This window comes from Marinovum sedimenti, from assembly GCF_054052205.1.
This window is the reverse complement of sequence record NZ_CM133223.1, coordinates 3,075,945-3,101,881: the sequence shown is the minus strand read 5'-3', so window position 1 is coordinate 3,101,881 and position 25,937 is coordinate 3,075,945. Positions and strand designations below refer to the sequence as shown.

26 protein-coding genes and 1 pseudogene are annotated in these 25,937 nt (G+C 61.0%); 14 read left to right on the top strand and 13 right to left on the bottom strand.

The window, feature by feature from the left end; all coding sequences use genetic code 11:
- Positions 1 to 11: 11 nt before the first annotated feature.
- Positions 12 to 1,004, top strand: coding sequence for a zinc ABC transporter substrate-binding protein (locus ACW9UO_RS14915; RefSeq protein WP_457086562.1), 993 nt, complete (start codon positions 12 to 14; stop codon positions 1,002 to 1,004).
- Here the strand turns inward: ACW9UO_RS14915 and ACW9UO_RS14910 are convergent.
- The 8 genes from ACW9UO_RS14910 to ACW9UO_RS14875 all read right to left on the bottom strand — a co-directional run bounded on the left by ACW9UO_RS14910 (position 1,001) and on the right by ACW9UO_RS14875 (position 6,491).
- On the bottom strand, positions 1,001 to 1,786 hold the full coding sequence (locus tag ACW9UO_RS14910) for an inositol monophosphatase family protein (protein ID WP_457086561.1): 786 nt from the start codon (positions 1,784 to 1,786) through the stop codon (positions 1,001 to 1,003). The genes ACW9UO_RS14915 and ACW9UO_RS14910 overlap by 4 nt on opposite strands.
- A 130-nt stretch (positions 1,787 to 1,916) precedes the next feature.
- The gene (locus tag ACW9UO_RS14905) at positions 1,917 to 2,267 is read right to left on the bottom strand and encodes a hypothetical protein (protein WP_457086560.1); all 351 of its coding nucleotides are present in this window, start codon (positions 2,265 to 2,267) and stop codon (positions 1,917 to 1,919) included.
- Between the two features lie 147 nt (positions 2,268 to 2,414).
- Positions 2,415 to 2,597 (bottom strand): DNA gyrase inhibitor YacG, encoded by a 183-nt coding sequence (locus ACW9UO_RS14900; protein WP_457086559.1) that lies wholly within the window; start codon positions 2,595 to 2,597, stop codon positions 2,415 to 2,417.
- Positions 2,594 to 3,613, bottom strand: a complete 1,020-nt coding sequence (locus ACW9UO_RS14895; protein ID WP_457086558.1) for a ribonuclease E/G — start codon at positions 3,611 to 3,613, stop codon at positions 2,594 to 2,596. Before ACW9UO_RS14895 ends, ACW9UO_RS14900 begins: the two co-directional genes overlap by 4 nt.
- On the bottom strand, positions 3,610 to 4,191 hold the full coding sequence (locus ACW9UO_RS14890) for a Maf family protein (RefSeq protein ID WP_457086557.1): 582 nt from the start codon (positions 4,189 to 4,191) through the stop codon (positions 3,610 to 3,612). Before ACW9UO_RS14890 ends, ACW9UO_RS14895 begins: the two co-directional genes overlap by 4 nt.
- A gap of 11 nt (positions 4,192 to 4,202) precedes the next feature.
- Positions 4,203 to 4,421 carry a translation initiation factor IF-1 gene (infA, locus tag ACW9UO_RS14885; RefSeq protein WP_457086556.1) on the bottom strand — a complete coding sequence of 73 codons (219 nt, stop codon included), beginning with the start codon at positions 4,419 to 4,421 and terminating at the stop codon, positions 4,203 to 4,205.
- Between the two features lie 71 nt (positions 4,422 to 4,492).
- The gene (locus ACW9UO_RS14880; protein ID WP_457086555.1) at positions 4,493 to 5,383 is read right to left on the bottom strand and encodes a carbon-nitrogen hydrolase family protein; all 891 of its coding nucleotides are present in this window, start codon (positions 5,381 to 5,383) and stop codon (positions 4,493 to 4,495) included.
- Between the two features lie 100 nt (positions 5,384 to 5,483).
- Positions 5,484 to 6,491 carry an endonuclease/exonuclease/phosphatase family protein gene (locus ACW9UO_RS14875; RefSeq protein WP_457086554.1) on the bottom strand — a complete coding sequence of 336 codons (1,008 nt, stop codon included), beginning with the start codon at positions 6,489 to 6,491 and terminating at the stop codon, positions 5,484 to 5,486.
- Between the two features lie 253 nt (positions 6,492 to 6,744).
- On the opposite strand from ACW9UO_RS14875, the gene ACW9UO_RS14870 reads away from it, so the two are divergent.
- From ACW9UO_RS14870 to nhaA, 3 genes are all read left to right on the top strand, one after another.
- Positions 6,745 to 7,179 carry a universal stress protein gene (locus tag ACW9UO_RS14870; RefSeq protein ID WP_457086553.1) on the top strand — a complete coding sequence of 145 codons (435 nt, stop codon included), beginning with the start codon at positions 6,745 to 6,747 and terminating at the stop codon, positions 7,177 to 7,179.
- A gap of 31 nt (positions 7,180 to 7,210) precedes the next feature.
- Positions 7,211 to 8,752: an alanine/glycine:cation symporter family protein gene (locus ACW9UO_RS14865; protein ID WP_457086552.1), complete on the top strand. Its 1,542-nt coding sequence runs from the start codon at positions 7,211 to 7,213 to the stop codon at positions 8,750 to 8,752.
- A 277-nt stretch (positions 8,753 to 9,029) separates the two neighbouring features.
- Positions 9,030 to 10,223: a Na+/H+ antiporter NhaA gene (gene nhaA / locus ACW9UO_RS14860; protein ID WP_457086551.1), complete on the top strand. Its 1,194-nt coding sequence runs from the start codon at positions 9,030 to 9,032 to the stop codon at positions 10,221 to 10,223.
- Here the strand turns inward: nhaA and ACW9UO_RS14855 are convergent.
- Complete coding sequence (locus ACW9UO_RS14855; protein WP_457086550.1) at positions 10,211 to 11,617, bottom strand: helix-turn-helix domain-containing protein; 1,407 nt, start codon at positions 11,615 to 11,617, stop codon at positions 10,211 to 10,213. The genes nhaA and ACW9UO_RS14855 overlap by 13 nt on opposite strands.
- A gap of 71 nt (positions 11,618 to 11,688) precedes the next feature.
- Positions 11,689 to 12,906, bottom strand: coding sequence for a multidrug effflux MFS transporter (locus ACW9UO_RS14850; RefSeq protein ID WP_457086549.1), 1,218 nt, complete (start codon positions 12,904 to 12,906; stop codon positions 11,689 to 11,691).
- A gap of 236 nt (positions 12,907 to 13,142) precedes the next feature.
- On the opposite strand from ACW9UO_RS14850, the gene ACW9UO_RS14845 reads away from it, so the two are divergent.
- From ACW9UO_RS14845 to ACW9UO_RS14810, 8 genes are all read left to right on the top strand, one after another.
- On the top strand, positions 13,143 to 14,675 hold the full coding sequence (locus ACW9UO_RS14845) for an acyl-CoA carboxylase subunit beta (RefSeq protein ID WP_457088669.1): 1,533 nt from the start codon (positions 13,143 to 13,145) through the stop codon (positions 14,673 to 14,675).
- Positions 14,676 to 14,715: 40 nt separating this feature from the next.
- Entirely contained in the window at positions 14,716 to 15,072 is a 357-nt protein-coding gene (locus tag ACW9UO_RS14840) for a hypothetical protein (RefSeq protein WP_457086548.1), read from the top strand.
- Between the two features lie 95 nt (positions 15,073 to 15,167).
- Positions 15,168 to 15,629 (top strand): DUF6497 family protein, encoded by a 462-nt coding sequence (locus ACW9UO_RS14835; RefSeq protein ID WP_457086547.1) that lies wholly within the window; start codon positions 15,168 to 15,170, stop codon positions 15,627 to 15,629.
- Between the two features lie 214 nt (positions 15,630 to 15,843).
- Entirely contained in the window at positions 15,844 to 15,987 is a 144-nt protein-coding gene (locus ACW9UO_RS14830) for a hypothetical protein (RefSeq protein ID WP_457086546.1), read from the top strand.
- Positions 15,988 to 16,053: 66 nt separating this feature from the next.
- Positions 16,054 to 16,416 (top strand): hypothetical protein, encoded by a 363-nt coding sequence (locus ACW9UO_RS14825; protein WP_457086545.1) that lies wholly within the window; start codon positions 16,054 to 16,056, stop codon positions 16,414 to 16,416.
- 14 nt (positions 16,417 to 16,430) lie between these two features.
- A complete protein-coding gene (locus tag ACW9UO_RS14820; protein ID WP_457086544.1) occupies positions 16,431 to 17,018 on the top strand; it encodes a hypothetical protein in 588 nt (195 codons plus the stop codon).
- A complete protein-coding gene (locus tag ACW9UO_RS14815; protein WP_457086543.1) occupies positions 17,000 to 19,045 on the top strand; it encodes an ATP-binding protein in 2,046 nt (681 codons plus the stop codon). Before ACW9UO_RS14820 ends, ACW9UO_RS14815 begins: the two co-directional genes overlap by 19 nt.
- 7 nt (positions 19,046 to 19,052) lie before the next feature.
- Positions 19,053 to 19,886 (top strand): hypothetical protein, encoded by an 834-nt coding sequence (locus tag ACW9UO_RS14810; RefSeq protein WP_457086542.1) that lies wholly within the window; start codon positions 19,053 to 19,055, stop codon positions 19,884 to 19,886.
- Between the two features lie 172 nt (positions 19,887 to 20,058).
- Here the strand turns inward: ACW9UO_RS14810 and ACW9UO_RS14805 are convergent, their stop codons facing one another.
- Positions 20,059 to 20,643 carry a DUF4174 domain-containing protein gene (locus tag ACW9UO_RS14805; RefSeq protein ID WP_457086541.1) on the bottom strand — a complete coding sequence of 195 codons (585 nt, stop codon included), beginning with the start codon at positions 20,641 to 20,643 and terminating at the stop codon, positions 20,059 to 20,061.
- Between the two features lie 128 nt (positions 20,644 to 20,771).
- On the opposite strand from ACW9UO_RS14805, the gene scpA reads away from it, so the two are divergent.
- Positions 20,772 to 22,904, top strand: a complete 2,133-nt coding sequence (gene scpA / locus ACW9UO_RS14800; protein ID WP_457086540.1) for a methylmalonyl-CoA mutase — start codon at positions 20,772 to 20,774, stop codon at positions 22,902 to 22,904.
- 98 nt (positions 22,905 to 23,002) lie between these two features.
- Here scpA and ACW9UO_RS14795 read toward each other — a convergent pair whose 3' ends face one another.
- Positions 23,003 to 23,662 (bottom strand): thermonuclease family protein, encoded by a 660-nt coding sequence (locus ACW9UO_RS14795; RefSeq protein ID WP_457086539.1) that lies wholly within the window; start codon positions 23,660 to 23,662, stop codon positions 23,003 to 23,005.
- Between the two features lie 136 nt (positions 23,663 to 23,798).
- On the opposite strand from ACW9UO_RS14795, the pseudogene ACW9UO_RS14790 reads away from it, so the two are divergent.
- Positions 23,799 to 24,692: pseudogene (locus ACW9UO_RS14790) on the top strand (IS481 family transposase); the annotation flags it as partial.
- A gap of 99 nt (positions 24,693 to 24,791) precedes the next feature.
- Here ACW9UO_RS14790 and ACW9UO_RS14785 read toward each other — a convergent pair.
- Positions 24,792 to 25,835 carry an aldo/keto reductase gene (locus ACW9UO_RS14785; RefSeq protein WP_457086538.1) on the bottom strand — a complete coding sequence of 348 codons (1,044 nt, stop codon included), beginning with the start codon at positions 25,833 to 25,835 and terminating at the stop codon, positions 24,792 to 24,794.
- Positions 25,836 to 25,937: the final 102 nt, after the last annotated feature.

Below are 25,937 nucleotides of genomic sequence, written 5' to 3'. Positions count from 1 at the left end.
TAACACTGCTTATGAAAACTATTATCTCTGCCGCCCTGCTCACCCTGCCCGCCGCTGTTATGGCCGAAGCGCCGCAAGTCGTGACCGACATCGCCCCGGTGCATGGCCTTGTCGCCCGTGTGATGGAGGGCCTCGGCGCGCCCGACCTGATCGTGCCCCCCGAGTCCACCCCGCATGATTTCACCCTGCGCCCATCACAAACCCGCGCGCTGGAAAACGCCGCGCTGGTGTTCTGGACCGGGCCAAGCCTGACGCCCTGGCTGGGGCGGACGATGGACAATGTCTCGCAGGCGCGCGTGATCAACCTCAACGCCCTGCCCGGCACGCATCTGCTCGATTGGCGCGACGAAGACGGCCACGAGGAGGAGCACGATGATCACGATCACAACGATGCGCACGGTCATGACGATCACGCCGAAGACGACCATGGCGACCACGATGAAACCCACACCAAGGCGATGCACGACGGACACGGCCATGACCCCGACGAAGCCGATCCGCACAGCTGGCTCGACCCCGACAACGCCAAGCTCTGGACCGAGACGATTGCCACTGAACTCGCCAAGGCCGACCCTGACAACGCCGCCACCTACCGCGCCAATGCCAGCGCCGCTGTGGCCGAGATCGACGCAGTGATCGCCGAGGTCGATGCCCGGCTGGCCCCGCACCTTGCGGCGTCATTCCTCGTCTATCACGACGCTTATCACTATTTCGAAGAGAGTTTCGGCCTGACCATGTCCGGCTCCGTGGCCCAAGGCGACGCGGCGGCCCCCGGCCCCGCCCGCATCCGCGCGCTGCAACAAAAGATCGCCGCCGAAGGCATCACCTGCCTGTTCACCGAACCGCAATTCGACAAAGGCCTGGTGACCACATTGGCAGAAGGATCAGCGGCGCGCATCGCCGTGCTCGATCCGCTGGGCAGCACTTTGCCCACCGGACCGGGGTTTTATCCGGCGCTGATCACCGGGATGGCCGACGCCATGGCCAGTTGTTTCGAGGGTTAGGCCCGCAAAACCTTGGCGAACTGATTGAAGATTTGGTCGTTGGCACAGATCATCGACTGATCTTCAAGCGGATCCCCCGCCGGATCGATCGCTTCGACCAGCGCCCCGGCTTCGCGGGCAATCAACAGGCCCGCGGCCACATCCCAAATCTGGTAGTTACGCTCCCAGTAGCCGTCAAACCGGCCCGCCGCGACATACGACAGGTCAAGCGCCGCCGCGCCCCAGCGGCGCGCCCCGGCACAGACCGGCATCAGGCGCGCGATATCCTTGAGCGTCTCAGGCAGACCACGACGGGTGCCAAACGGAATGCCAGTGGCAAACAGCGCTTCGTTCATCTTGCGCCGGTCAGACACCCGCACACGGGTGTCGTTCATCCAGGCGCCCGAGCCCTTTTCAGCGAAGAACATCTCGTCCTTGGCCGGGTCAAACACCACGGCGGAAACGATCTGGCCCTTGTGTTCCAGCGCAATCGACACCGCCCAATGCGGCAGACCGTGCAGAAAGTTCGAGGTGCCATCAAGCGGATCAACGATCCAACGGCGGGTGGGGTCTTGGCCGGCAGTCTCGCCGCCCTCTTCCCCGAGGAAACCATAGGTCGGACGCGCGCCCATCAATTCCTCACGGATGATGGCTTCTGAGGCGATGTCAGCCTTGGTGACAAAGTCGCCTGCCGCCTTGGACGAGCTTTGCAGGTTCTCGACCTCGCGGAAATCCTTGACCAAAGACCGGCCCGCTTTGCGTGCGGTCTTGAGCATGATGTTAAGATTGGCGCTGCCTTGCATATCGGTTCCTTCGGGGTCGTCGCCCCTACGCGGGCACGAAAAGCATCAGGCCGCGCATATACGCGGCCCGTCGGGTCTTGCCAAGGCCGGATCGGCTTTGGTGGTTAAACTGGCGGCAAGACGTTGCGGCCTAGCGGTAAATCACGCCCTTAACGCCCTCAGGCGCATAGGCTTTCGGCGCATAGGATTTCGCCCCATGACTGCGCCGCTTGACCCGCACCGCCTTGGCCTTGCCGGGCGCGTTGTAATAGGTGCCGGTGGTGTTGGGCTTGCCGCAGCAAATCTCGCCATTGGCCAGCACCGGTTGCAGCCCCGCCGGGCAGTAATTCGGCACGCCGGGATAGGCATACACCAGATTTTGCCCCGCCTTTGTGGTGCCATCCCCCATATACATGTCGCCCCAGGCCAGCGCAGGCGAGGCGCTCATCGTAACACTGAGCGCCAGAAAACCGGCGATCAAAGTGGCTTTGGTAAAATTCATGGTATCCCCCGTATCAGGCTGCAAACTCGTGACCGTATGATTCCGCAAGGCTACCTGCTTCTTTGCCCAAGTCAACGAAAGCCTGCACAAATGCCTGATATTTCCGGGGTTTGACGGGGGTGCGCCTCTGGCCCTTGGGGCCAAAGGTTAATGCGTGCGGTCTGGCGACGGGTCGATGGGCGCGGTCGTGTCGCTGAACTCGTCTTCCTCCTCGAGCGGTATCGCATAAGCGCCGGTCAACCACTTGGCGAGGTCAAGATCGGCGCAGCGTTTCGAGCAGAACGGCCGGTACTTGGCCTCTGTCGGTTTGGCACAGATCGGGCAGCTCATTGCGCCTCCGGCAAGGCGGGGCGCACACGGGCGCGGTGCAGCTCGTAATGGCCAAGGTTGGTCCAGCCGACCATCGTGGTTTCGACCGTGCAGGCCTTTAGCGCGCGACGCAGTTCGGTCTCGGCCACCCGCCGATCCTTCTTCGCCATCGGAGCCATATCGATCACAATCTGCCCACCAAGACCGCGCAACCGCAGCTGCCGCGGCAAATCGCGCAGGGCGGTCAGATTGGCCTTAAGCCCTGCCGCGGGCGAGGTATCGCCGCCAGTGTTCACGTCGACCGCCACCAAGGCGCGGGTCGGCTCGATATACATATGCCCAGCCCCGCGCAGCGAGACCATCGGCTGTTGCAGCTCTTCGATCAAGTCGAGCACGCCGAGACGCTCAAATCCGCCCTCATCCGTCTCAACATCCGCAGGCTCGACCCAGTCGCGCCAGGCCAGAACATGCGGGCCATCGCCCTCGGTAAGCTTTTCCGGCGCGCCCTCAGCATCGGCCAGCACACTGCGCGCCAAGTCCAGCATCGCAAGGATGTCTTCCGCGATGTCTTCGGGGTCGGCCTCGGCACAGGACGAGCGCAGGATCAGCCCCATGTCACGCTCGGGCAACGCCTCGTTGGCGATTTCCAACAGCCCGTCGCGCACATCCTCATCGCGGATCTGACGCGAGATATTCAGCCCCGGCGCGCCGGGTGTGACGATGGCATAGCGGCTCTTGAACAACAGCTTTTGCGTGACTGGCACAGCCTTGCCCGGCTCGGCACTGCCGGTGACTTGCACCAACAGTGGCTCGCCTGGTTTCAACCCTTTGACCTGGCGCAGGAACACCGGGCCGTCGGGGGTGGTGAGGAACATGCCCCCCTGCCCCTTCATCGGCCGGTCGGCCTTGGCGCGATAGATGGCCCCGACGCGCACACCCTCGCCGTCAATCAGCAGGTCTTCAAGCTTGCCATCGACCAAAAGCGCCGCAGCCTCTTGGCCGGCGTATTCATCAAGAACGATCTGGCGGCCCTTCATGCGGCACCCTCCCGATAGAGCGGATAACCCGCAGCTTGCAACAGTGCAGAGGTTTCGGCCAGTGGCAGGCCCATGATCGCGGGGTAAGACCCTTGGATCCACGGGATAAACGCCCCGGCCATGCCTTGGATGCCGTAACCGCCCGCCTTGCCCTGCCAATCGCCCGATTGCAGATAAGCGTTCAGTTCCAAGTCGCTAAGCCGCTTCATCTTGACCGCACTGACAACGTCACGCTGCCAGAAACCACTGGCGGTGCGCACGGCAACCGCCGTGATCACCTGATGGCGCCGCCCGCCAAGCTTGGTCAGAAACTCTGCCGCCTCGCCCATATCCGACGGTTTGCCAAGAATGCGACGGCCCAAAGCCACCGTGGTGTCAGCGCACAGCAGCACTTCGCCCTCGGCCACGTCCAGCGCCTCGGCCTTTTGCCGCGCAATGCGGATGCAATAGGCGCGCGGCTGTTCGGCCTTATGCGGCGTCTCGTCGATGTCGGGCGCACGGATGTCATCGGGCACAACACCCAAAAGCCCCAGCAGCTCACGCCGTCTGGGGCTTCCCGATCCCAAGATAAACTTCACTGGAACCCCGGTTATTTGAATCGATAGTTGATCCGACCCTTGGTCAGATCATACGGTGTCATTTCCACCTGAACTTTGTCGCCTGCCAGAACACGGATGCGGTTCTTGCGCATCTTGCCTGCCGTATGTGCGATGATCGTATGGCCGTTTTCCAGCTCGACCAGGAATGTCGCATTCGGCAGGAGTTCCTTCACGACACCGGGAAATTCGAGCATCTCTTCCTTGGCCATGGTCTCTCCTTGTTATCAAAACCCGGCACATCGGCCAAGCGCGCCCTAAATGGGCGCATGTTTGCAATTTTTCAAGAGCTATGTGAACGCAGGTCGCGCTTTGTGACCGACAGATCAGCGCAGGTCTGCTCTGTCCAATGGGCACGGTTGGCAACAACGCCCGTCCGGCGCACTTCGGCGATGCTTGTAGCGGCGAGGTCGGCAAAGGTCCAGCCCGCTACATTCAACGTGCCTGCGGCCAAAACGCCGGTGGATGGAAAGCCAGTGTCAGGCGGGCCAAAGATGCCGCCCGCGCCGGTGTTGGTGTCGACCGCCTCGGACCAGGGGCAATCGCCAACGGTGCTTGCCATGACGGCCACGCATTGGGTTTCTAGCGCACGGGCCATAGTGCCGATGCGCACCCGCCAATAGCCGGCAAGCGCCTCGGTACAGGAGGGGACAAGCAGGAGGTCACAGTCGCTAAGGGCATGGGCCAAAAGGGGAAATTCGCTGTCATAGCAGATCAGAATGCCGATACGGCCCAGATCCGTATCGATCAGACACAGCGGATCGCCGCCGGTCACACCCCAAGGATCGCGCTCGAACCGGGTCATGATCTGCTTGTCCTGATAGGCGCTCTGGCCGCTGGGCGCGAAGAATTGCGCGCGGTTGACGGGGCGGGTGCGGCCGTCAAACACCGGGGCAGAGGCAGCGCAAATATGCACGCCGTGCTCGGCCGCCAGCCGGGCGTGCAGCGCATTGGCCTCGGGCATCCGCTCGGAAACGGCGTGCAAAGAACGTTCGAGATCGCCCGCAACGTCAGCGCCCGCAAGCGTCGCCAGCTCCATCGCGCCATACTCGGGAAAGACCAAAAGATCGGCCCCCTGCGCCGCGGCGTCGCCCACCCAAGCGGCAATCTTGTCCTCATACTCCGCCCAAGAGCGCAGAAACGACATCTCATAAGCCGCAGTGGCAAGTTTCATTTTCAATGTCCTTTCCTCACACGCACCCAAAATTCATCATGAATTTTGGCGCGATTTATCAATAAATCGGCCCGAATTTTTTGAAAAAATTCGTCCTGTCTCAGAGATCGATGTCCAGCGTCACAGGATAGTGGTCCGAGGCCGTGACCAAAGCAGAGCGCAATTCTTCGGTCTGCCAGCAGGTGGGGTCATTGAACGGATGCCAGATCCGCCACTTGGGATCACGCGCCCTCAGGTCCGGCGAAACAAAGATGTAATCGAGCAGCGCCTGCAAATACCGGTTCTGCGGCGCAATGAAAAACCGCGCGGTGGTGGGCATCGCCCCCAGCCGGCGTTGCAAGGCGATATTGGCGTTGGGATCGTAAAGGTGCGGACTGTCCTCGGCCTCGCCCCGAATGATCTCGACCGAAGAGCGGCCAAACAGCTCTTCGTATTCATCCAGCCCCGGCCCGTCGTTCAGATCGCCTAGCACGATCAACGCCTCCCCCGCCGCAAGATGGTCTTCCACACGTTGCCGCAGCCAGATCGCCTGCGCCAGTTGCTTGCGCCGGTTGGCAATCGAAATCCGCATCACCTGATCGCGGGTCTTCGCCCCATGCGGGGCCTTGGATTTCAGATGCGCGCCGATCATCCGCAGGGTTTGCCCGCCCGCCAAAGTCACCGCCAACTCCAGCGGCGGCTTGGAAAACCGCACCCGGTCGCGGCGGGCGTCGAAATCGAGATCAATCTCGAACTCCCGATCAAACTGCGGCGTCTGCGCGCTCTCGCCCGGCGCATGCGCCACCGTCATCACATCCGGATCATACAGCAGCGCGATTTCCTGCTGCGTGGTGTTGGTGAACCCCATCACCGCCTTACGCGCGCGCAGCCCGAAGTCGCGCGCAAAGGTTTCCAGCGCCCGCACCCCATCGCGCCCGCTGTGGCTGTCGGGGGCTTCGATCACCATCACCGCATCGGCATCCAGCGCGGTGAACACAATGCCCAGCGCCTCGGCCTGCTCGCGGCGGGTGACATCGTGGCGCGACGACCAGGCGTCATCCGCCAAAAGCCGCCCGTCGTCGTCAAACAGCGCGTCGAACCATTCGACATTATAAGTGGCTATGCGCATCGGGGTCCTCGCGGCCGTCGGGAAGGGCATTCGCCCGCACTATCACCACCCCAGCCGCCCGAGGCAACCGCAAGCCACAGCGCTGCAGAACCGCCAGTCCTTTGCGCAGAATCTTCGAATTTCCGGCGAATTGCCAAAATTTCCGTCGGAAAGCGTGCCCAAATGTCGAAAAACCGGGAAACCGCCTGTGGTTGTGCTGTTATGCTCGGGCATTGCCCCCGCCGGGGGCCAAGCAACCAACAAGGAGTTCATCATGGCCTCAACCATCGTCGTCGGCTTCGACGGCAGCGACAGCGCAAAGCGCGCCGTCGCATTCGCGGTGACCACGGCCAAGGCACAAGGCGACACCATCGTCGTTGCCCATGTGCTGGAATGGTCGCCCTATTCCTTCCTCACCCCGACCGAGCTGGAAGAACGGCACAAACGCCGGGGCGAAGAGCTTAAGCGCGCGGAAACCGCCCTGCTTGACCCGCTGTTGGCCGAACTGTCGACCAGTGGCGTTGAAGTGAAAACCTCGCTGAAATACGGCCACATCGCGGAAACACTGCTAAAAGTGGCCCGCGAGCACAGTGCCTCACATATCATTATCGGCCGCACCGGGCATTCCGCGATGGAATCGCGGCTGTTTGGCTCGGTTGCCGGATCACTGGCCCAAGCCGCGCCAGCCCCGGTCACGATCGTTCCATAACGAATTAAAACATAAAAACAGGGATCAACGCATGTCATCCTTATCAAAAGCCGCCGTTTTGGCGGCCGCGGGCACGGTCATTTCCGCCGCACCCGCACTGGCCCAGTCGATTGACGAAAAGGTCAATCAGATCTTCGCCAGCTCTACCGGCTGGTTCGTCAATTTCATTTTCTCGCCCTTTCCGGGCACCTCTTTTCCCTGGATCGTGATGTGGCTGGTTGTCGCCGCCACCGTGTTTTCGATCTACTTCGGCTTTGTGCAGTTCCGCACCTTTGGCCACGCCATCAAGCTGGTCAAAGGCGACTACTCCGACCCGGATGACGCGGGCGAAGTCAGCCACTTTCAGGCGCTGGCCACCGCGCTTTCGGGCACCGTCGGCCTTGGCAATATCGCCGGCGTTGCGGTGGCTGTCGGCATCGGCGGACCGGGGGCAACCTTCTGGATGATCCTCGCCGGTCTGTTGGGCATGGCGTCCAAGTTCACCGAATGTACGCTGGGCGTGAAGTACCGCAACGAGTTTGCAGACGGCCACGTTTCGGGCGGCCCGATGTATTACATGACCAAGGGCTTCGCCGAGCGTGGCCTGCCGGGCGGGCGTATCCTCGCTGTGATGTTCTCGATCTTTTGTATCCTGGGCGCACTTGGCGGCGGCAACATGTTCCAGGCCAACCAGGCCCATGCCCAGTTGACCAACGTCCTTGGCGATTATCCCGGCTGGATCACCGGCTTTATCTTTGCCGGTGTGGTGTTTGCGGTGATTGTGGGCGGCCTGAAGTCCATCGCCAGCGTGACCGAAAAGGTCGTGCCGTTCATGGGCGTGCTCTATGTCCTGACCGCTCTGATCATCCTGCTGCTCAACTTTGACAAGATCGGTTGGGCCTTTGGCCAGATCTTTGAAGGGGCCTTTACCGGGCTTGGCGTGGCCGGCGGCATGGTTGGCGCGCTGATCCAGGGCTTCAAACGGGCTGCGTTCTCGAACGAAGCCGGTGTTGGCTCGGCGGCCATCGCCCACTCGGCGGTGCGCACCAAAGAACCGATCACCGAAGGCTTTGTGTCGCTGCTCGAACCCTTCATCGATACCGTGGTGATCTGTACCATGACCGCGCTGGTGATCGTTATCACCGGGCAGCTTATGATTGATGCCGACACCGGCCTGTATCTGGTGGGTGAAAACGGCATGATCCAGACGGTTGACGGCAACTCCGGTGTGGCGCTGACCTCGGCGGCGTTCTCGGCCTCCTTCGGCTGGTTCCGCTATATCCTCGCCTTGGCGGTGATCCTGTTCGCCTTCTCGACGATGATCTCGTGGTCGTACTACGGCCTCAAGGCCTGGACCTACCTGTTTGGCGAAGGCAAAACCAAAGAGCTGGTGTTCAAGGTGATCTTCTGCCTGTTCGTCATCGTCGGCGCGTCGGCCAGCCTTGGCCCGGTCATCGACTTCTCGGATGCGGCGATCTTTGCGATGGCGGTGGTCAACATCTTCGCGCTCTACTTCCTGATGCCGATCGTGAAAGCCGAGATGAACAGCTATCTGTCGCGGCTGAAATCCGGCGAGATCAAGAAATACACCTGATCTCTTTGCGATAAGACAACAGGCCGGGCATCTGTGGTGCCCGGCTTTTTCGTGCCCGGCTTTTTCGTGCCCCGCTTCTCAATGCCCGGCTTGAATATCCGCCTGCGCCAAGGCCCTCCCCTCCCCTAAAATTCGCCCCCAACGCCGCCGCTGTGCAGCATGCGACAATCTGCGCCCGCTTCCGGCGCAACTTTCGCCATTTGCGAACGGTTAGCAGCATTGAAAAAATCGCCTTTTAGGTCATATCAAACCAAACACATTGATTTTGGAGACCCCTATGCTTTTGCGCGCGCTCGACCGTTTTTTCAGTCATGAGGCATCGGGGGGCATTCTCCTGATGCTGTCTGCGGTCGCGGCGCTGATCGTTGCCAATTCCGGCCTGTCCGGGGCCTATGACGCCTTTCTCGGGGCGCTGCTCAGCCTGACTGTCAATGGCGAAGGGCTGGCGAAACCGGCAATCCTGTGGATCAACGACGGGCTGATGGCGGTGTTCTTCTTTCTGATCGGTCTCGAGCTCAAGCGCGAGATGATGGAAGGCAAGCTCAAGAACCCGCGCGACGTGGTGCTGCCCGGTGCCGCGGCGGTGGGTGGTATGGCCTTGCCCGCGCTGGTGTTTGTGCTGCTGAACTGGTCTTCGCCTGCCACACTGGGCGGCTGGGCGATCCCGGCGGCGACAGACATCGCCTTTGCGCTGGGCATCCTTGCGCTGGTGGGCAGCCGCGCGCCATCATCGCTTAAGGTGTTTCTGCTAACGCTGGCCATTCTTGACGATCTCGGCGCGATCATCATCATCGCGCTGTTTTACACCGCCGAGTTGAAAGTCGATTACCTCTTTATGGCGCTGCTGCCGCTGGTCGGGTTGCTTTGGCTCAACTTCAAAGGCGCGCACCGGATTGCACCGGCGCTGCTGCTGGGCACCATCATGTGGTATTTCGTGCTCAAGTCCGGCGTGCATGCCACGCTGGCCGGGGTGATTACGGCCTTTTGTATTCCTTTGAAGGACAAATGGGGCAAAAGCCCCCTACATTCGCTGGAACACGGCCTGACGCCTTATGTGCTTTATGGCATCGTGCCGATCTTTGCGTTCGCCAACGCCGGGGTTGTCCTCAAGGGAATGAGCTTTGGCGATCTGCTTGCGCCGCTGCCGTTGGGCGTGGCACTCGGCCTGATCATCGGCAAACAGATCGGCGTGTTTGGCGTGACCTACGCGATGGTGAAAACCGGGCTGGCGCGGATGCCGCATGGCGCGAACTGGCTGCACATTTATGGCTTGGCCTGCCTCGCCGGGGTTGGTTTCACCATGTCACTGTTCATCGGCTCGCTAAGCTTTAACGATCCGGCCCTGATGAATCAGGTGCGCTTGGGCGTGCTGTCGGGCTCGCTGGTGTCGGGTGTTCTGGGCTATGGCGCGCTGATGCTGGCGGCCTCGCGCAGCACCGCAACACAGGCCGACGCGGCTCAGTCAACCTGATACGGCAGCACCCCGCGACTGTCGCGGGTGATGCTAAGGCGCTGTTCCAATGGGGGAATGGCGCGCTGATGGCAGTGGGTGCGTTCGCAGATGCGGCACGAGATGCCGATGGGTTCAAACGCCGCGTCCTGCCCCACGTCCATCCCATCGGCATAGACAATCTGCGCCGCGTGCTCGACCTCGCACCCCAGCGCCATCGCATAGCGCCGCACCGGCGCACCGTAACGCCCGCCGCTTTTCGAGATGTCGCGCGCGATCGAGATATAGCGCACCCCGTCCGGCGTTTCCGCCAACTGCCGCATGAAACGCCCCGGCGTTTCAAACGCGCGGTGCACGTTCCACAGCGGACAGGCACCGCCGAAGCGGGCAAATTGCAGCCGGGTGGCCGAGTGGCGCTTGGTGATCGTCCCGGCCTGATCAACCCGGACAAAGAAGAACGGCACGCCCTTCGCCCCCGGCCTTTGCAACGTCGATAGCCGATGCGCGACCTGCTCAATCGACGCCCCAAACCGCGTGGTCAGCCGCTCAAGATCATGACGCGATTGCTGCGCCGCCTCAAGGAACGGACGATAGGGCATCAACGCGGCCCCGGCGAAGTAATTGCCCAGCCCGATATGGGCGATGTCGCGCGCGGTGTCGGACTGGAACCGCGCAAGATCGAGCGTTGCATTCAACAGCTTGTCCTGCTGCAACAGCGCCACCTGCAACAGCAGTTGAAAGTTGCGGGTTTCGGGTGAGGAACGGTCGGACAGCGTGACCACACCCGCCGCGCGGTCAAGATCGCGCAGGCGGTCGGTGTCGGCGATGCGCAGGGTGATCCCCTGCCCGTTCAGCCAAGCCTCGGCGGCAGCAGGCACATCGCCACGCGGCGCGGTGGCGGCGAAATTCTCGGCGGCGCGGTCGACCGCATCAATGTAATTGTCGCAGTAATGAAAGAAGTCGCGCACCTCTTCCCATGGGCTCAGTTGCAGCCCGCCGCCCTCATGCCCCAATGCGGCATCCAGCGAGGCCAGCCGCTCATGGGTTTGGCGATAAGAGCGGTGCAATTCGAGAAAAGCCCGCGCCAGCGCCGGAGCGTTCGAGGCGGTCAGCCGCAGATCGGCCAAGGGGGGCGTGCCGCCCTCGCCCTGATTGAACACCGGATCGGCCAGGGCCTCGCGCATGTCCGACACCAGCCGCTCGGCATCGCCAGAGCTTAGCTCGGTGACGTCAAAGCCGAACTCCTGCGCCAGCGCCAGCACCACGGTTGTGCTGACGGGCCGGTTGTTGTTTTCCATCTGGTTGAGATAGGGCAACGAGACCCCAAGCTTGGCGGCAAAGTCCTTTTGCGTCAGGCCAAGCCGCGTGCGGGTCTCGCGCAGTTTTGCGCCAGCATAGAGTTTCTGGGTCGCCATCACGTGCCTTTGCGGATTTGCTTTCCACGCAGAGTAAGTTTGCAAACCGCCGCGCGCAAGCCGCCTTTGGCCTAGGCCAGCCCCAAACGCCGCTCGCGCAGCATCACATAGAGGATGGCGCAGATGCTCAATCCGCCGGTGATCAGCATCATCCAGAGCAGCGGCCAGGGCCCGGTGCCCGGCTGCAACAAAGTGCCCGCCAAGGCCGAAAGCCCGGCCCCGCCGCCGATCATGATCGCGCCGCCAAGGCCGCTGGCGGTGCCCGCCAGATGCGGGCGCACCGACAACATGCCCGCTGTGGCATTGGGAATGGTCATGCCGTTGCCGAGGCCGACGAAGGTCATGAAACCGAAAAAGCTAAGCGCGGAGCCTTGGCCCAAGGCAAACACCAGCAAAGACAACGCCATACCGCCGGTCACAATGCAGCCGCCGATCAGCACCATGCGATTGACCCCAATGCGCGCGGAATACCGCCCCGACAGGCCATTGCCGACGAAATACCCGACCGCCGGTGCGCCGAACAACAGGCCAAGCATCGTCGGCTCAAGCCCGTACACCTGCGATCCGACAAAAGGTGCGCCGCCGAGGTAGGCGAAGAACGCGCCCGACGACAGCGCTGCCGCCAGCGCATAGCCCCAGAACCGGGGCGAGGCGAACAGCTCGGGGTAATCTTGGAACTGCTGCAACAGGGTTTGGCCTGAGCGCTGCTTGGTCTCGCCGAGATCGCGGTAGGCCAGCCACAATGTGGCCGCACCACCGATAAACAACAGCCAGAACGAGGCCTTCCAACCCCAAAGCCCATCGAGAAAGCCGCCAACAACCGGCCCGAGCATCGGCACCACGGCCATGCCCATCGTAACATAGCCAATCATCGACGCGGCCTGATCCTGCGGCACCATATCGCGCACCACGGCGCGGCTGAGCACCATCGCAGTCACCACCGCCGCCTGTGCCATGCGGAAAACCAGGAACACCGTGACATTGGGCGCAAAGATACAGCCCAGCGTCGCCACAACGAAAATCGCCAGCCCGCCAAGGATCACCGGCCGGCGGCCCATTTGGTCGGACAACGGGCCCACCACCAGCTGCAGCAGGGCGTTGACCGCAAGGTAAATCGCCACCGAAAGCTGGATCAGCCGGTATTCCGTGCCGAAATAGGCCGTCATGCCCGGAAGCGACGGCAGAAAGATATTCATCGCCAATGCCGACATGCCCGCCAAGAGTATCAAAGTTGCGATATGGGGCGGGGTCGACCGGTCGAGAAAACGAACGTTGGGTGTGTCTGACATTTGTTTTTGTTACGCCCGGGCTTAGGGGGTGTCCATCGGTGCGAGCGTGGAAAGTCCGGTCTGGTTTGCACAGTGGATTGTGCATTTATGCAGAAATTTGCGCGCGATAATTTTCAAGCAGCCAAAATTTGCAAATATTCATATTATGCAGCGAAGGGATTTGCAAATATGCCACGTTTCCCTTGCCTCAGTGCTGCACTGCAGTATTGTCGCGCCACACATTCAAGGGGCCGATGATGAAAGATATTCTTCAGGAACTCGAAGACCGCCGCCAAGACGCCCGCATGGGCGGAGGCCAAAAGCGGATCGACGCGCAGCACGCCAAGGGCAAACTGACCGCGCGCGAAAGGGTCGAGCTGCTGCTCGATGAGGAGAGTTTCGAAGAATACGACACCTTCGTCACCCACCGTTGCACCGATTTCGGCATGGAAGACAACCAGCCCGCAGGCGACGGCGTTGTCACCGGCTGGGGCACGGTCAATGGCCGCATGGTCTATGTCTACAGCCAGGATTTCACCGTTCTTGGCGGCTCGGTCAGCGCGACCCACGCGCAAAAGATCTGCAAGATCATGGACATGGCGATGCAGAACGGCGCGCCTGTGATCGGCCTCAATGATTCCGGCGGCGCGCGCATCCAAGAAGGCGTCGACGCGCTGGCCGGCTATGCCGAGGTGTTTCAGCGCAATATCATGGCCTCGGGCGTGGTGCCGCAGATCAGCGTGATCATGGGCCCCTGCGCGGGCGGCGCAGTCTATTCCCCGGCGATGACCGACTTTATCTTTATGGTGCGCGACAGCTCTTACATGTTCGTCACCGGCCCCGACGTGGTGAAAACCGTGACCAACGAACAGGTCACTGCCGAAGAGCTGGGCGGTGCGTCCACCCACACCAAGAAGTCATCGGTCGCCGACGGTGCGTTTGAGAACGATGTCGAAGCGCTGGCCGAAGTGCGCCGCCTTGTCGATTTCCTGCCGCTCAACAACCGCGAAAAGCCGCCGGTGCGGCCGTTTTTCGACGATGTGAACCGGCTCGACAAAAGCCTTGATACGCTGGTGCCCGAAAACGCCAACACGCCGTATGACATGAAAGAGCTGATCCACAAAACGGCGGATGAAGGTGATTTCTATGAGATTCAAGAGGACTTCGCCAAGAACATCATCACCGGCTTTATCCGGCTTGAAGGCCAGACCGTGGGCGTTGTCGCCAACCAGCCGATGGTGCTCGCCGGGTGCCTTGATATCGATTCGTCGCGCAAGGCGGCGCGATTCGTCCGATTCTGCGATGCCTTCGAAATCCCGATCCTGACCTTTGTTGACGTTCCGGGCTTCTTGCCCGGCACGACGCAGGAATATGGCGGTGTCATCAAACACGGCGCCAAGCTGCTGTTTGCCTATGGCGAGGCGACGGTGCCCAAGGTCACGGTGATCACCCGCAAGGCCTATGGCGGGGCTTACGACGTGATGGCGTCCAAGCACCTGCGCGGCGATATGAACTATGCTTGGCCCACCGCCGAGATTGCGGTGATGGGGGCCAAGGGCGCGACCGAGATCCTTTATCGCTCGGAACTGGGCGACCCGGAGAAGATCGCCAAGCGCACGGCGGATTATGAAACCCGCTTTGCCAACCCGTTTGTCGCCGCCGAACGTGGCTTTATTGACGAGGTGATCATGCCGCATTCGACCCGCAAACGGGTCAGCCGCGCCTTTGCGGCACTGCGCGGCAAAAAGCTCACCAACCCGTGGAAAAAGCACGACAACATCCCGTTGTAACGCCACTCAAGGCACCGCAGTTTAACCGGAGGCACCACCCGTGGCCAAACGCTGGCACATCACCCGAGACGCGCAGGGGCTGACCCTGTCCCGCCATGCCGTGGCGCGGTTTGATGTGTCGGCGGTGACGCGGTTTGCGCCGCTGCGGATGGTGCCGCTGGCGCATATGATCCGTCAGGACATGTGGCGGCGGCTGCGCGGGCTGCGCGGATTTGCGCCCGCGGTGCGGATCGAACAGGACGATGATGGCCTGCGGGTGACGGCAGGCGGTGCGGTTGCGGGGCGCTTCCCCAAGGACGAAACCGAAGCGCAGATCAAAGCGCTTTTGGATGATAGCAGGCTGCGCGCACGCTGGTCTCATTCTGCGCTATTGACGCGGCGGAAAGTTCTGTTATGACCACTCTTCAGATCAAGGAAAAAGCGGCACGAGGGGGACCCACATGCCGCGCAGCCCCACCGGGAGGAGCCCGGCAACGGGGGTGGGGCTGCCCCTTGATCACACTTGCATTCATCGCTGTATTCGGGGCCCCTGCCCCTGCCACCAATACGGCATTGGCGGATCCGATGCTGATCGATCCGGCCCTGGCTGATCCTACTCTGAGCGACCAGACCCCGGTAGACCCGGCGCCGGTTGATATGCCGTCGGGTCTTGGGGCGTTCTTGCTTGAATACCTTGATGAAACCGCAGACATGCACGGCATCTTTCGTGCCAGGTTTGTGGCACCCGACCTTGAGTCCAAGATCGACGACCTTGAGGCGGTGTTTACCGACATGGAGTACCTCTGCAATGCTGCCGCTGTTCCCGAAGTCACGCTTCGTGGAATTGCCGTCCAACGGATCATCGTTTCAATCAGCACTGAGCCGCTGGCGTTTGGCAGTATCGCACCCGACATCGCCCAATATTTCGAGTCCTATTCACTTCAGGACGGCATCTGCATCTGGGAGTTGTTCTGATGACAACACTATATATTGCGGCTCAATCCGCCGCCGGATCACAGTTTGCGGCTTTCGCGCCACATGGACGTGGACAAAGCGAAAACCCGTATATTTCCGTATGCTTATCGGCTAAAGTTAAGGCGGGTTACCCCCAAGTGACCTTACCTATGTGTCGGCATGGTGCCGCGCGCGGCGCGCGCAACTGTGCCGTTGTGACTGACAGGAGAACTTTATGTCCAAGAGCATCAAGCTCATCGCAGCGCTTGGCCTTTTCACAGTTGTTGCCGCATGTTCGCAGCAGCAAGAAGAGGAATACATTGTCGTTGATCCGGAGCCGATTTCGGTCGAGCCCGTCTACACCGGCAAATACAAGTAATAACACTTCGGGGCAGGCCTTTGGGCCTGCTCCGCTTGCGCCCACCTCCATCCGGGGAGGCATGGCATGATCAAGCATCGCGGTTTCCCTGGCCGCCTTCCCGGCACCGATTTCCAATTTACCATCCGACGCGCCAATCCCGATGGCGCCACGCCGCTGATCCGGCGCGAGCGCAAACGTGACCGCCGCCCCCCCGACAAGCGGGCCGACCTGTGGTTTATGGCGGCGCTGTGGATGCAGTTCGGCACTGAGCCCTTCGAGCGCGGCAACCTTGACGGAGGGCGGCTGAGCTGGCTGTTTGGCCGCGAGGTGCTGCCGTATGACGACCCCTTTGATATTGAGGACTATGAGGCGCGTCTGATCATCGACGAAGACGCCGCGCGCCGCGCGTTCCCCGAGGCCTTTGAGCAGGGCGGAACCTGGAATTGAGCATGTTCCCGCCCATGATTCTGCGAAACGCGCGGAGCTCTGCCGAGCCTTTCAGGGCCGTCGGCTTGCGCTTGGCATTGCTTAAAACTGGACGCAGTGTTGCAGATACACGGGTGCGGCGGTCTTTCCAGTCTCTTCCTGCCATCCCCCGTGACCCTGCGATCTGCGGACGGCTCTGCGTTTCCCCTATGCATCCGTCCGCGCCTTTTCCTCAATTGCCGCACCGCAGCAATATAGTTGCAAAATGCAACTGCTGCGGATTCGCATCAGGACAACCACCAATTGAATTAACTGGGGTTACGAATTGGAAACAAAAGCGTAACCTGAACTCCATTAAGCGCCTGCCAAAAGGGGCAAAAAATGAGAGCAGTAAAACAAATTCAATTCATCATGGTATTGGTGTTCGTGGTGGCCACGGTTTCATCGTGCAGCCGAGCCGAGATAACCTCTCGGTCGGGCTATTCAATGGTCTCGCCACTTCTGCGTTAAACCTGCTTCCTCTCACCACCTTCAAGTGGCTCCCGGTGCGCATTGCACCGTGGGGCCATTTTGTCGTGTCCAATAAGACCAAGAAGGACTCCCCATGTTCAGAAAAATCCTGATCGCCAATCGCGGCGAAATTGCCTGCCGTGTTATCAAGACGGCCCGCAAGATGGGTATCGAGACCGTCGCGATTTATTCCGACGCCGACAAACACGCGCTGCATGTGGCAATGGCCGATGAAGCGGTGCATATTGGCCCGCCACCCGCCAACCAATCGTATATCGTTATTGATAAGGTGATGGAGGCGATTAAGCAGACCGGGGCCGAAGCCGTGCACCCCGGTTATGGCTTTCTGTCAGAAAACCCCAAGTTTGCAGAGGCACTTGAGGCCGCTGGCGTTGCCTTTGTGGGCCCGCCCGTCGACGCGATCAAGGCAATGGGCGACAAGATCACCTCGAAAAAGATTGCCCAAGAGGCCAATGTCAGCACCGTGCCGGGCTATATGGGCCTGATCGAAGATGCCGACGACGCCGTTAAGATTTCGAATCAGGTGGGTTATCCGGTGATGATCAAAGCCAGCGCCGGGGGCGGTGGCAAAGGCATGCGGATTGCCTGGAATGACGAAGAGGCCCGCGAAGGCTTTCAATCCTCCAAAAACGAGGCCGCGAATAGTTTTGGCGACGACCGGATTTTTATCGAGAAGTTCGTAACGCAACCACGCCATATTGAAATTCAGGTGCTATGTGACGCGCATGGCAATGGCATTTACCTCGGCGAGCGGGAATGTTCGATCCAGCGCCGCAATCAGAAAGTCATCGAAGAGGCCCCCTCGCCTTTCCTTGACGAAGCCACCCGCAAGGCAATGGGCGAGCAATCTGTCGCGCTGGCCAAAGCCGTGGGCTATACCAGCGCCGGGACTGTAGAGTTCATTGTCGACGGCAACAAAAACTTCTATTTCCTTGAAATGAATACACGACTCCAGGTTGAACATCCTGTGACCGAATTGATCACAGGTGTAGATTTGGTAGAACAGATGATCCGCGTTGCCGCAGGCGAGCCGCTGAGCATCACCCAAGACGATGTAAAACTGACCGGTTGGGCGGTGGAAAGCCGGCTGTATGCCGAAGACCCCTATCGCGGGTTCCTGCCCTCGATTGGCCGCCTGACGCGCTATCGTCCGCCCGCCGAGGTGGCTGCTGGCCCGCTGTTGGTGAACGACAAATGGCAGGGCGAGGCCCCCGAAGGCGCGACCGCCGTGCGCAATGACACCGGCGTGTTCGAGGGTGGCGAAATCTCGATGTATTACGACCCGATGATTGCCAAGCTCTGCACCTGGGCCCCGACCCGCGACCAAGCGATCGAGGCGATGCGCGTGGCGCTCGACAGTTTCGAGGTTGAGGGCATTGGCCACAACATTCCGTTCCTGTCGGCGGTGATGGACCACGAGAAATTTGCCAGCGGCGAGATGACCACCGCCTTTATCGGTGAGGAATATCCCGATGGTTTTGAGGGGGTTACGCTCGACGATACTGCCTTGCGCCAGATCGCGGCCTGTACGGCGGCGATGAACCGGGTGGCCGAAATTCGCCGCACCCGCGTGTCCGGACGCCTCGATAACCACGAACGCCGGGTCGACAACAAGGCCACTGTCACTCTGCAAGGTGTGACCTACCACCTGACGCTTGACGCCGAGGCCGCGGGCGCGGACGTCCATTTTGAGGATGGCGAAAGCCTGCGGGTTGAAGGCAACTGGCTGCCGGGCCAGACACTGGCCAAGATGTCGGTGGATGGCGCGCCGCTGGTGCTCAAGGCCGACAAGATCACCCACGGGTTCCGCATCCGCAGCCGCGGGGCCGATCTTAAGGTGCATGTGCGTTCGCGTCGTCAGGCCGAGCTTGCCGAACTGATGCCCGAGAAACTGCCGCCCGATACCTCGAAACTGCTGCTATGCCCGATGCCCGGCCTGATCGTGAAGGTCAACGTTGAAGTGGGCGACGAGGTGCAGGACGGTCAGGCGCTGTGCACCGTCGAGGCGATGAAGATGGAGAACATCCTGCGCGCCGAGAAAGCCGGTGTGGTGTCCAAGATCAACGCCAGCGCGGGGGAAAGCCTTGCCGTTGACGACGTGATCATGGAATTCGAATGATCCTGTCATGGCGGCGCTGGGCTGGATAGCAACCTTTCTGGCCGTGTGGCTGGGGCTAAGCTTTGCCGCAACTGGCGTGGTGTTGGCGGACCGGATGGCCGGTCTGTCACTCACAACGCTGGTTCTGGTGCTGCTTTTGGCCGCCTATTGGCGCCGGGGCGACCGCGATCTTTTGCGGATGCTGCGGCGCGGCTTGCTGGTGATCCTGCCGATCGTGCTGGCGATCTTGCTGCCAATGATCTGGGTGATGACCGATACGGCGATGGATGTGCGGCTGCGTCAGGCGATCCTGGCCGGGCTGATCATCGTGGCCGGCTGGCTCACCACCTTTGTGCTGCAAGAAGAGCGCCGGTTTTCCGAGCGCAAGGCGCAGGAGTTCGACCTGTTGCTCGCACTGCGCTCTGAGGTGTTCACCATTGTCGAAAAGCTCGACAGTCACCCGATCACCGAACAGGCCGAAGCGGTGCAGGAGAAAATCAAGCGGGGCGGCGATGCGCCGGGCAGCGCCTATTTCCCCTTCGCCGCCTCGGAAAGCCCTGCCACCGTCTATGACGCCGTGTCGGGCCAGTTGCATGTGATCAACCCCGCCACGCTTGAGCCGCTGTTGCGGTTTTATTCGGCGGTGTCCGAGTTGACGACGATGGTGGCAGATACGCACCGCGATGAGTTTCGCGCGCTGGAAGCGCTGCGCCGGGTGTCATGGCACGCCGAGCTGACGCAACAGCGCAAGGGCACGCTTTATTGGGGTCTACGGGCGCTGGAAGCGGTCAACCGAAATCTGGGCGTAGAAAAGCCCGAGGCGATTCCACGCTCCGGGCTGAATAAGGATATCTTGCTATGAACAGCGCGTCAGTAATCGCCGCCGCCCCCCGGTCCACCGGGCGTCTTTTCGGGCTGTTTGGGCTGATATTGCACGTCCGCAGTCCTTTCTCTGGTCTCACCAGTGCCAAGTATCGCACGGGTCTTGGCCTTTATATAAGACCGATTGTGTCAAATTTCAATGAATCTGGTGGTCAGTTGCGCGGCGAGTCATCCCGCCGCTCGCGTCTGTCGCGGATTTCCTGCTGGCGCAGCGGCATCTTGTCGATCGAGCGCGAAATCTCGCGGACCGACCACGGGAAGGGTTTGCGCAGGTACACGCTGCCATCCTTGCCGAGCAGCACCAGCATAAAGCCGCGCGGGCGCAAATTTTCCCGCAACGGGCTAAGCGTGCTGGGATCGGTATCGGTCAGCACAACCACATCGCGTTCGGCCAGTTCGGCCAGACGCTCCCTCAACAGATCCATCTGTTGCTGGAAGCGCGGGTCATTCTCGGTGTCGGCGAACACCACCACAGGGCGTTTGAGCCAAAGATATTCGCTAAGCTCATGCGCGCCTGCGGGCAGGATCACCGGGTCCTCTTCGGCCTCGACCTCATCGGCCACAATATCCCCCCCATCCAGCGGATCGCCGGTGACAGGGGCCGCGTTTTCCAGCGTCGGAACATCCAGCGTTGGCGCGTCCTCGCTCGGTGGCGCGGCGGCCACATCTTCTTGCGCCACCGCCGCCGTGGCGGTCAGGACACAGAACAACATCAGAACGCGGTACATATTGGCCATGGGCTCTCCTCGTTCACAGCATATAGGCGTTTGCCGCCGAATTGCGACTGAGAATGGCGTGACATAACGCCGATGCAATACGAATTCGCAGGTGTGCCCCGTGCCCTGCCCATTGGAAAGGACAACAGATGACCCATTCGAAGGACGACTGGAAGGCACTGGCGGAAAAGGAGCTGCGCGGCCGCCCCTTGGACGACCTGACCTGGAACACGCTTGAGGGCATCCCGGTCAACCCGGTGTACACCGAAGAAGACACCGCCGACCTGCCGCATATGGGCAGCCTGCCGGGCTTTGCGCCGTTCACGCGCGGCCCCAAGGCGACGATGTATGCCGGCCGGCCCTGGACGATCCGGCAATACGCTGGCTTCTCGACCGCCGAGGAGAGCAACGCCTTTTACCGCCGCAATCTGGCCGCCGGGCAACAGGGCGTTTCGGTCGCGTTCGACCTCGCCACCCACCGGGGCTATGACAGTGATCACCCTCGCGTCGAAGGCGATGTTGGCAAGGCGGGCGTGGCCATCGATTCGGTTGAGGACATGAAGATCCTGTTCGACGGCATCCCGCTCGACAAGGTGTCGGTCTCGATGACGATGAACGGTGCGGTGATCCCGATTCTGGCGAGCTTTATCGTGGCGGGCGAAGAGCAAGGCCACGACAAGGCGCTGCTGTCGGGCACGATTCAGAACGATATTCTGAAGGAGTTCATGGTCCGCAACACCTATATCTATCCGCCGGAACCGTCGATGCGGATCATCTCGGACATCATCGAATACACCTCGGACGGGATGCCGAAATTCAACTCGATCTCGATCTCTGGCTACCACATGCAAGAGGCCGGGGCGAACCTGGTGCAAGAGCTGGCCTATACGCTGGCCGACGGGCGCGAATATGTGCGCGCGGCGATCGAGGCCGGGATGGACGTCGACAAATTCGCCGGGCGTCTGTCCTTCTTCTTCGCCATCGGGATGAACTTCTTCATGGAGGCCGCCAAGCTGCGCGCCGCACGCCTGCTGTGGCACCGGATCATGACCGAGTTCGGGGCCAAGAATGACCGCTCCAAGATGCTGCGCACCCACTGCCAAACCTCGGGCGTGTCGCTGCAAGAGCAAGACCCCTATAACAACGTGATCCGCACCGCATATGAGGCGATGTCGGCGGTGCTCGGCGGCACGCAGTCGCTGCACACCAACGCGCTTGATGAGGCGATTGCCCTGCCCACCGATTTCTCAGCCCGGATCGCACGCAACACCCAGTTGATCCTGCAAGAAGAGACCGGCGTAACCAATGTGGTCGATCCGCTGGCGGGCTCGTACTACGTTGAAAAGCTGACCCATGATCTGGCCGAAAAGGCCTGGGCGCTGATCGAAGAGGTCGAGGAGATGGGCGGGATGACCAAGGCCGTGGCCTCGGGCATGCCCAAGCTGCGGATCGAGGAAACCGCCGCCACCCGTCAGGCAATGATCGACCGTGGCACCGAGGTGATTGTGGGCGTCAACAAATATCGCAAGGACAAGGAAGACCCGATCGACATTCTCGACGTCGACAACGTGGCGGTCCGCGACAGCCAGATTGCTCGGCTCGAACGCATCCGGGGCAGCCGCGATCAGGCGGCCTGTGATGCGGCACTTGAGGAACTCACCCGCCGCGCCAAAGAGGGCGGCAACCTGTTGGACGCGGCGGTCGAAGCCGCGCGTGCCCGTGCCAGCGTAGGAGAAATCAGCATGGCGATGGAAAAGCAATTCGGTCGGCACCGCGCCGAGGTCAAGACCCTCGCCGGGGTGTATGGCGCGGCGTATGAAGGTGACGAAGGCTTTGCCGCGATCCAGAAATCTGTCGAGGATTTCGCCGAGGAAGAAGGCCGCCGCCCTCGGATGCTGGTGGTGAAAATGGGCCAGGACGGGCATGATCGCGGGGCCAAGGTGATTGCCACCGCCTTTGCCGACATCGGCTTTGACGTCGATGTGGGGCCGCTGTTCCAGACCCCGGATGAGGCCGCGCAAGACGCCATCGACAACGATGTGCACGTCATCGGCATCTCGTCCCAGGCGGCGGGCCACAAGACGCTGGCGCCGCAGTTGATCAAGGCGCTACAGGCCAATGACGCGGGCGATATTCTGGTGATCTGTGGCGGGGTTATCCCACAGCAGGATTACGATTTCCTGAAAAACGCCGGCGTGAAGGCGATCTTTGGGCCGGGCACCAATATCCCCGAAGCAGCGCAGAACATCCTCCAGTTGATCCGCGAGGCGCGCAAGAGCTGATACACGAATGACGGTGGCACCCGGCGGCTTGCTTAGCAATCGGGTGCCAAATTCCTTCGAAGGAATTTCAAAATTCTATCAATAGAATTTGGCCCCGCTTAGATGCGCGACTTGCGCCATCCGGCTTGGCGGGCCTCAGTTTCGCTACAGAACCAGCGCTCGCCTTTTCGCGGCGAAATCCTTGTTTTCTCGTAATATTTCTGCCCCGGCACATGGTATATCCGCACGCCCTTGGACGAGATATTGCCCTTGATCCGACAGCCCGCCTGCACCGGAACCACCGGCTTATCTGTGCCTGTCCCGCCCCTCCGAAAGGCTTCCGGCTGGATCACAACCGAGGTCCAAAGCCCCCGTCCCGCCTTGAGCGCGCGCGCCTGATGCGGCAGATAAAGTTCGGAATATTTGCGATAGGCAAAGGCGAGGCCAGACTCGACCAGCACGCCGCCGACGTCGGCCTCCTTCAGGTAACAGATCGCCACCACACGGCCATAACGGTCGGTGTCACGCGGCAAGCAGCGCAGGGTTTCGCCGTCGAGCCAGACCGACACTTCGCGCGTCACATCCCGGCCACAGGGCCAGACGCCACGGGTCGGATGGCGACAGGTCTGGCGGGTTTCCACCGCGTCGATCCCGAACAGCCGGATGCGGGTTCCGTCCACGTCCAGCGTGTCGGCGTCGATCACGCGCGTCACGCCGGAAATCTCGGGAGTGACGGCTTGGGCCATGCCAACCGGCACAGCCAGAAAACCGGCAGCCAACAAAACGAAGCGGGAACAAAACTTTAACATTTCGTTAAAATGAGCGCAGAATTCACCGCGCGCAAGCTGAAATGTTAAGGTGTTTGATCCCACGGTTTGATGGTGCGATTCTTTCTCAGAAATAGAAGGAAGCTATGTGGGACAAGTTCGTCACGGGAGCGCCACGACAACGCACGCCGTCAGAGCTGCGATACAGCGATCGCAAGCTTCGCTCTCGCAGTTGAGCGAGGAGATAAGCATCAATCCCAAGACCGTCGCAAAGTGGCGCAAGCGCGCGACGGTCGAAGACTTGATGACAGGGCCGGAGGAACCGCGTTCAACCGTTCTTACGCAAGCAGAGGAGGCAATGATCGTTGCCTTCCGGCGGCACATGTTACTGCCGCTGGATGATTGTCTCTATGCTCTTCAGCCGCCTGTCCCGCATCTGACGCGATCCGCGCTACATCGGTGTCTTCAGCGGCACGGCATCTCTCGCTTGCCGGATATCGAAGGTGACGTGCCAAAGCGGCAGAAGTTCAAGCGTTACCCTATCGGCTTCTTTCATATCGATATCGCCGAAGTTCAGTCGGCGGAGGGCAAGCTCTATCTCTTTGTAGGCATTGACCGGACCAGCAAATTTGCGATCACCCAACTCGTGGACAAGGCGGATCGCAAGACCGCCTGGGATTTCCTCGAACATCTGCTCAAGGCAGTCCCCTATCGCATCCACACAATTCTGACCGACAACCGCATTCAGTTTGCCGAGCAACGCCGCAACACGAACACAGCATATTCGCGCCAGATGCGCTTCGACATGATCTGTGAGGCGCATGGGATTGAGCATCGCTTGACCAAGCCAAACCATCCCGGGACCAAAGGCAGGGTCGAGAGAATGAACCGAACCATCAAGGAAGCAAACGTCAAACGCTTCCTTTACGAAAACCACGAACGGCTGCGCACGCACCTCGCCGACTTCATAGCAGCCTACAACTTCGCCCGAAGACTCAAGACGCTCAACGGTCTGACGCCCCACGAATACATCTGTAAAATCTAGACTTCAGAGCCAGATCGTTTCATCGTAAATCCGATCCACCACATGCCGGGACTGAACACCTAGGGAAAGTTAACCGCTCCGCTGTGTCAGCCGTGCTTAGTACGGCATGGGGTGGGCTTGGTTCACCGCGTCGAGTTCCGTGATAACCTCTTGATCCAGCGTGACATCTGCGGCCCCCAAAGCGTGTTCCAACTGCTCGAAAGTCGTCGCGCCAAAGATCGAGGAGGCGACGAAAGGCCGCTGCACCGTCCAGGCCAGCGCCATGTGCACCGGATCGAGCCCGTGTTTGCGCGCGACGCCAACGTAAAGATCGGCAATCTCGCGGGTGCGCGTGCTGTCGCGGCCGCCCATGTCGCCGGTGAGATCCATGCGCGAGGCTTGGGGCGCCTGCGCACCGCTGTACTTCCCGGTCAGATAGCCACAGGCCAGCGGCGAGAAGGGCAACAGGCCCACATCTTCGTTCCAGCACATTTCGGCAACGTCGGTGTCGGCCAACCGGCACATCAGCGAATACTCGTTTTGCAGCGAGGCCACCCGAGGCCCGCCCACGCGCCCCGCCGCTTCGATCCACTGCGTTGTGCCCCAGGCGCTTTCGTTCGACACGCCAAAGGCGCGGATAGTGCCGCGTTCAACCTCGCGTTGGAGCGCGCCAAGGCAATCCTCGATATCGTCAATCACTGCGGCGCGGTTCTGGGACGAGGGATCAAAGGTCCAGTTCTTGCGAAACATGTAAGAGCCGCGGTTGGGCCAGTGGAATTGATAGAGGTCGATCACATCGGTTTTCAGCCGCTTGAGCGAGCCTTCGATCGCCGCCGGGATGGTCTTGGACGAAATCGGCCCCCCGTCGGGCGACTGGTTTGACCCGTTGCCCAGATGTTTGGTCCCAAGGATCACATCACCGCGCCGGCCACTGGCAGCGACCCAATCGCCGATGATGCTTTCGGTCCCTCCGGCGGTTTCGCGCGACTTGGGATTGACCGGATACATCTCGGCGGTGTCGATGAAGTTGATGCCGGCGGCCAATGCGCGGTCGATCTGTCGGTGGGCTTCGGCGGGCGGGGTTTGGGTGCCGAATGTCATCGTGCCAAGGCAAAGTTCGGAAACACTCAGGCCGCTGCGGCCAAGCTGCGTCATCTTCATGGGTCGGTCCTTCGGTCAGAGTTGTGCGGACCCTATGCCGCGCGGGCGGGGAAGATAAAGCCCCGAAAACCGGTTGGTAAACTGTTCGGCAGGTCGTTCGGT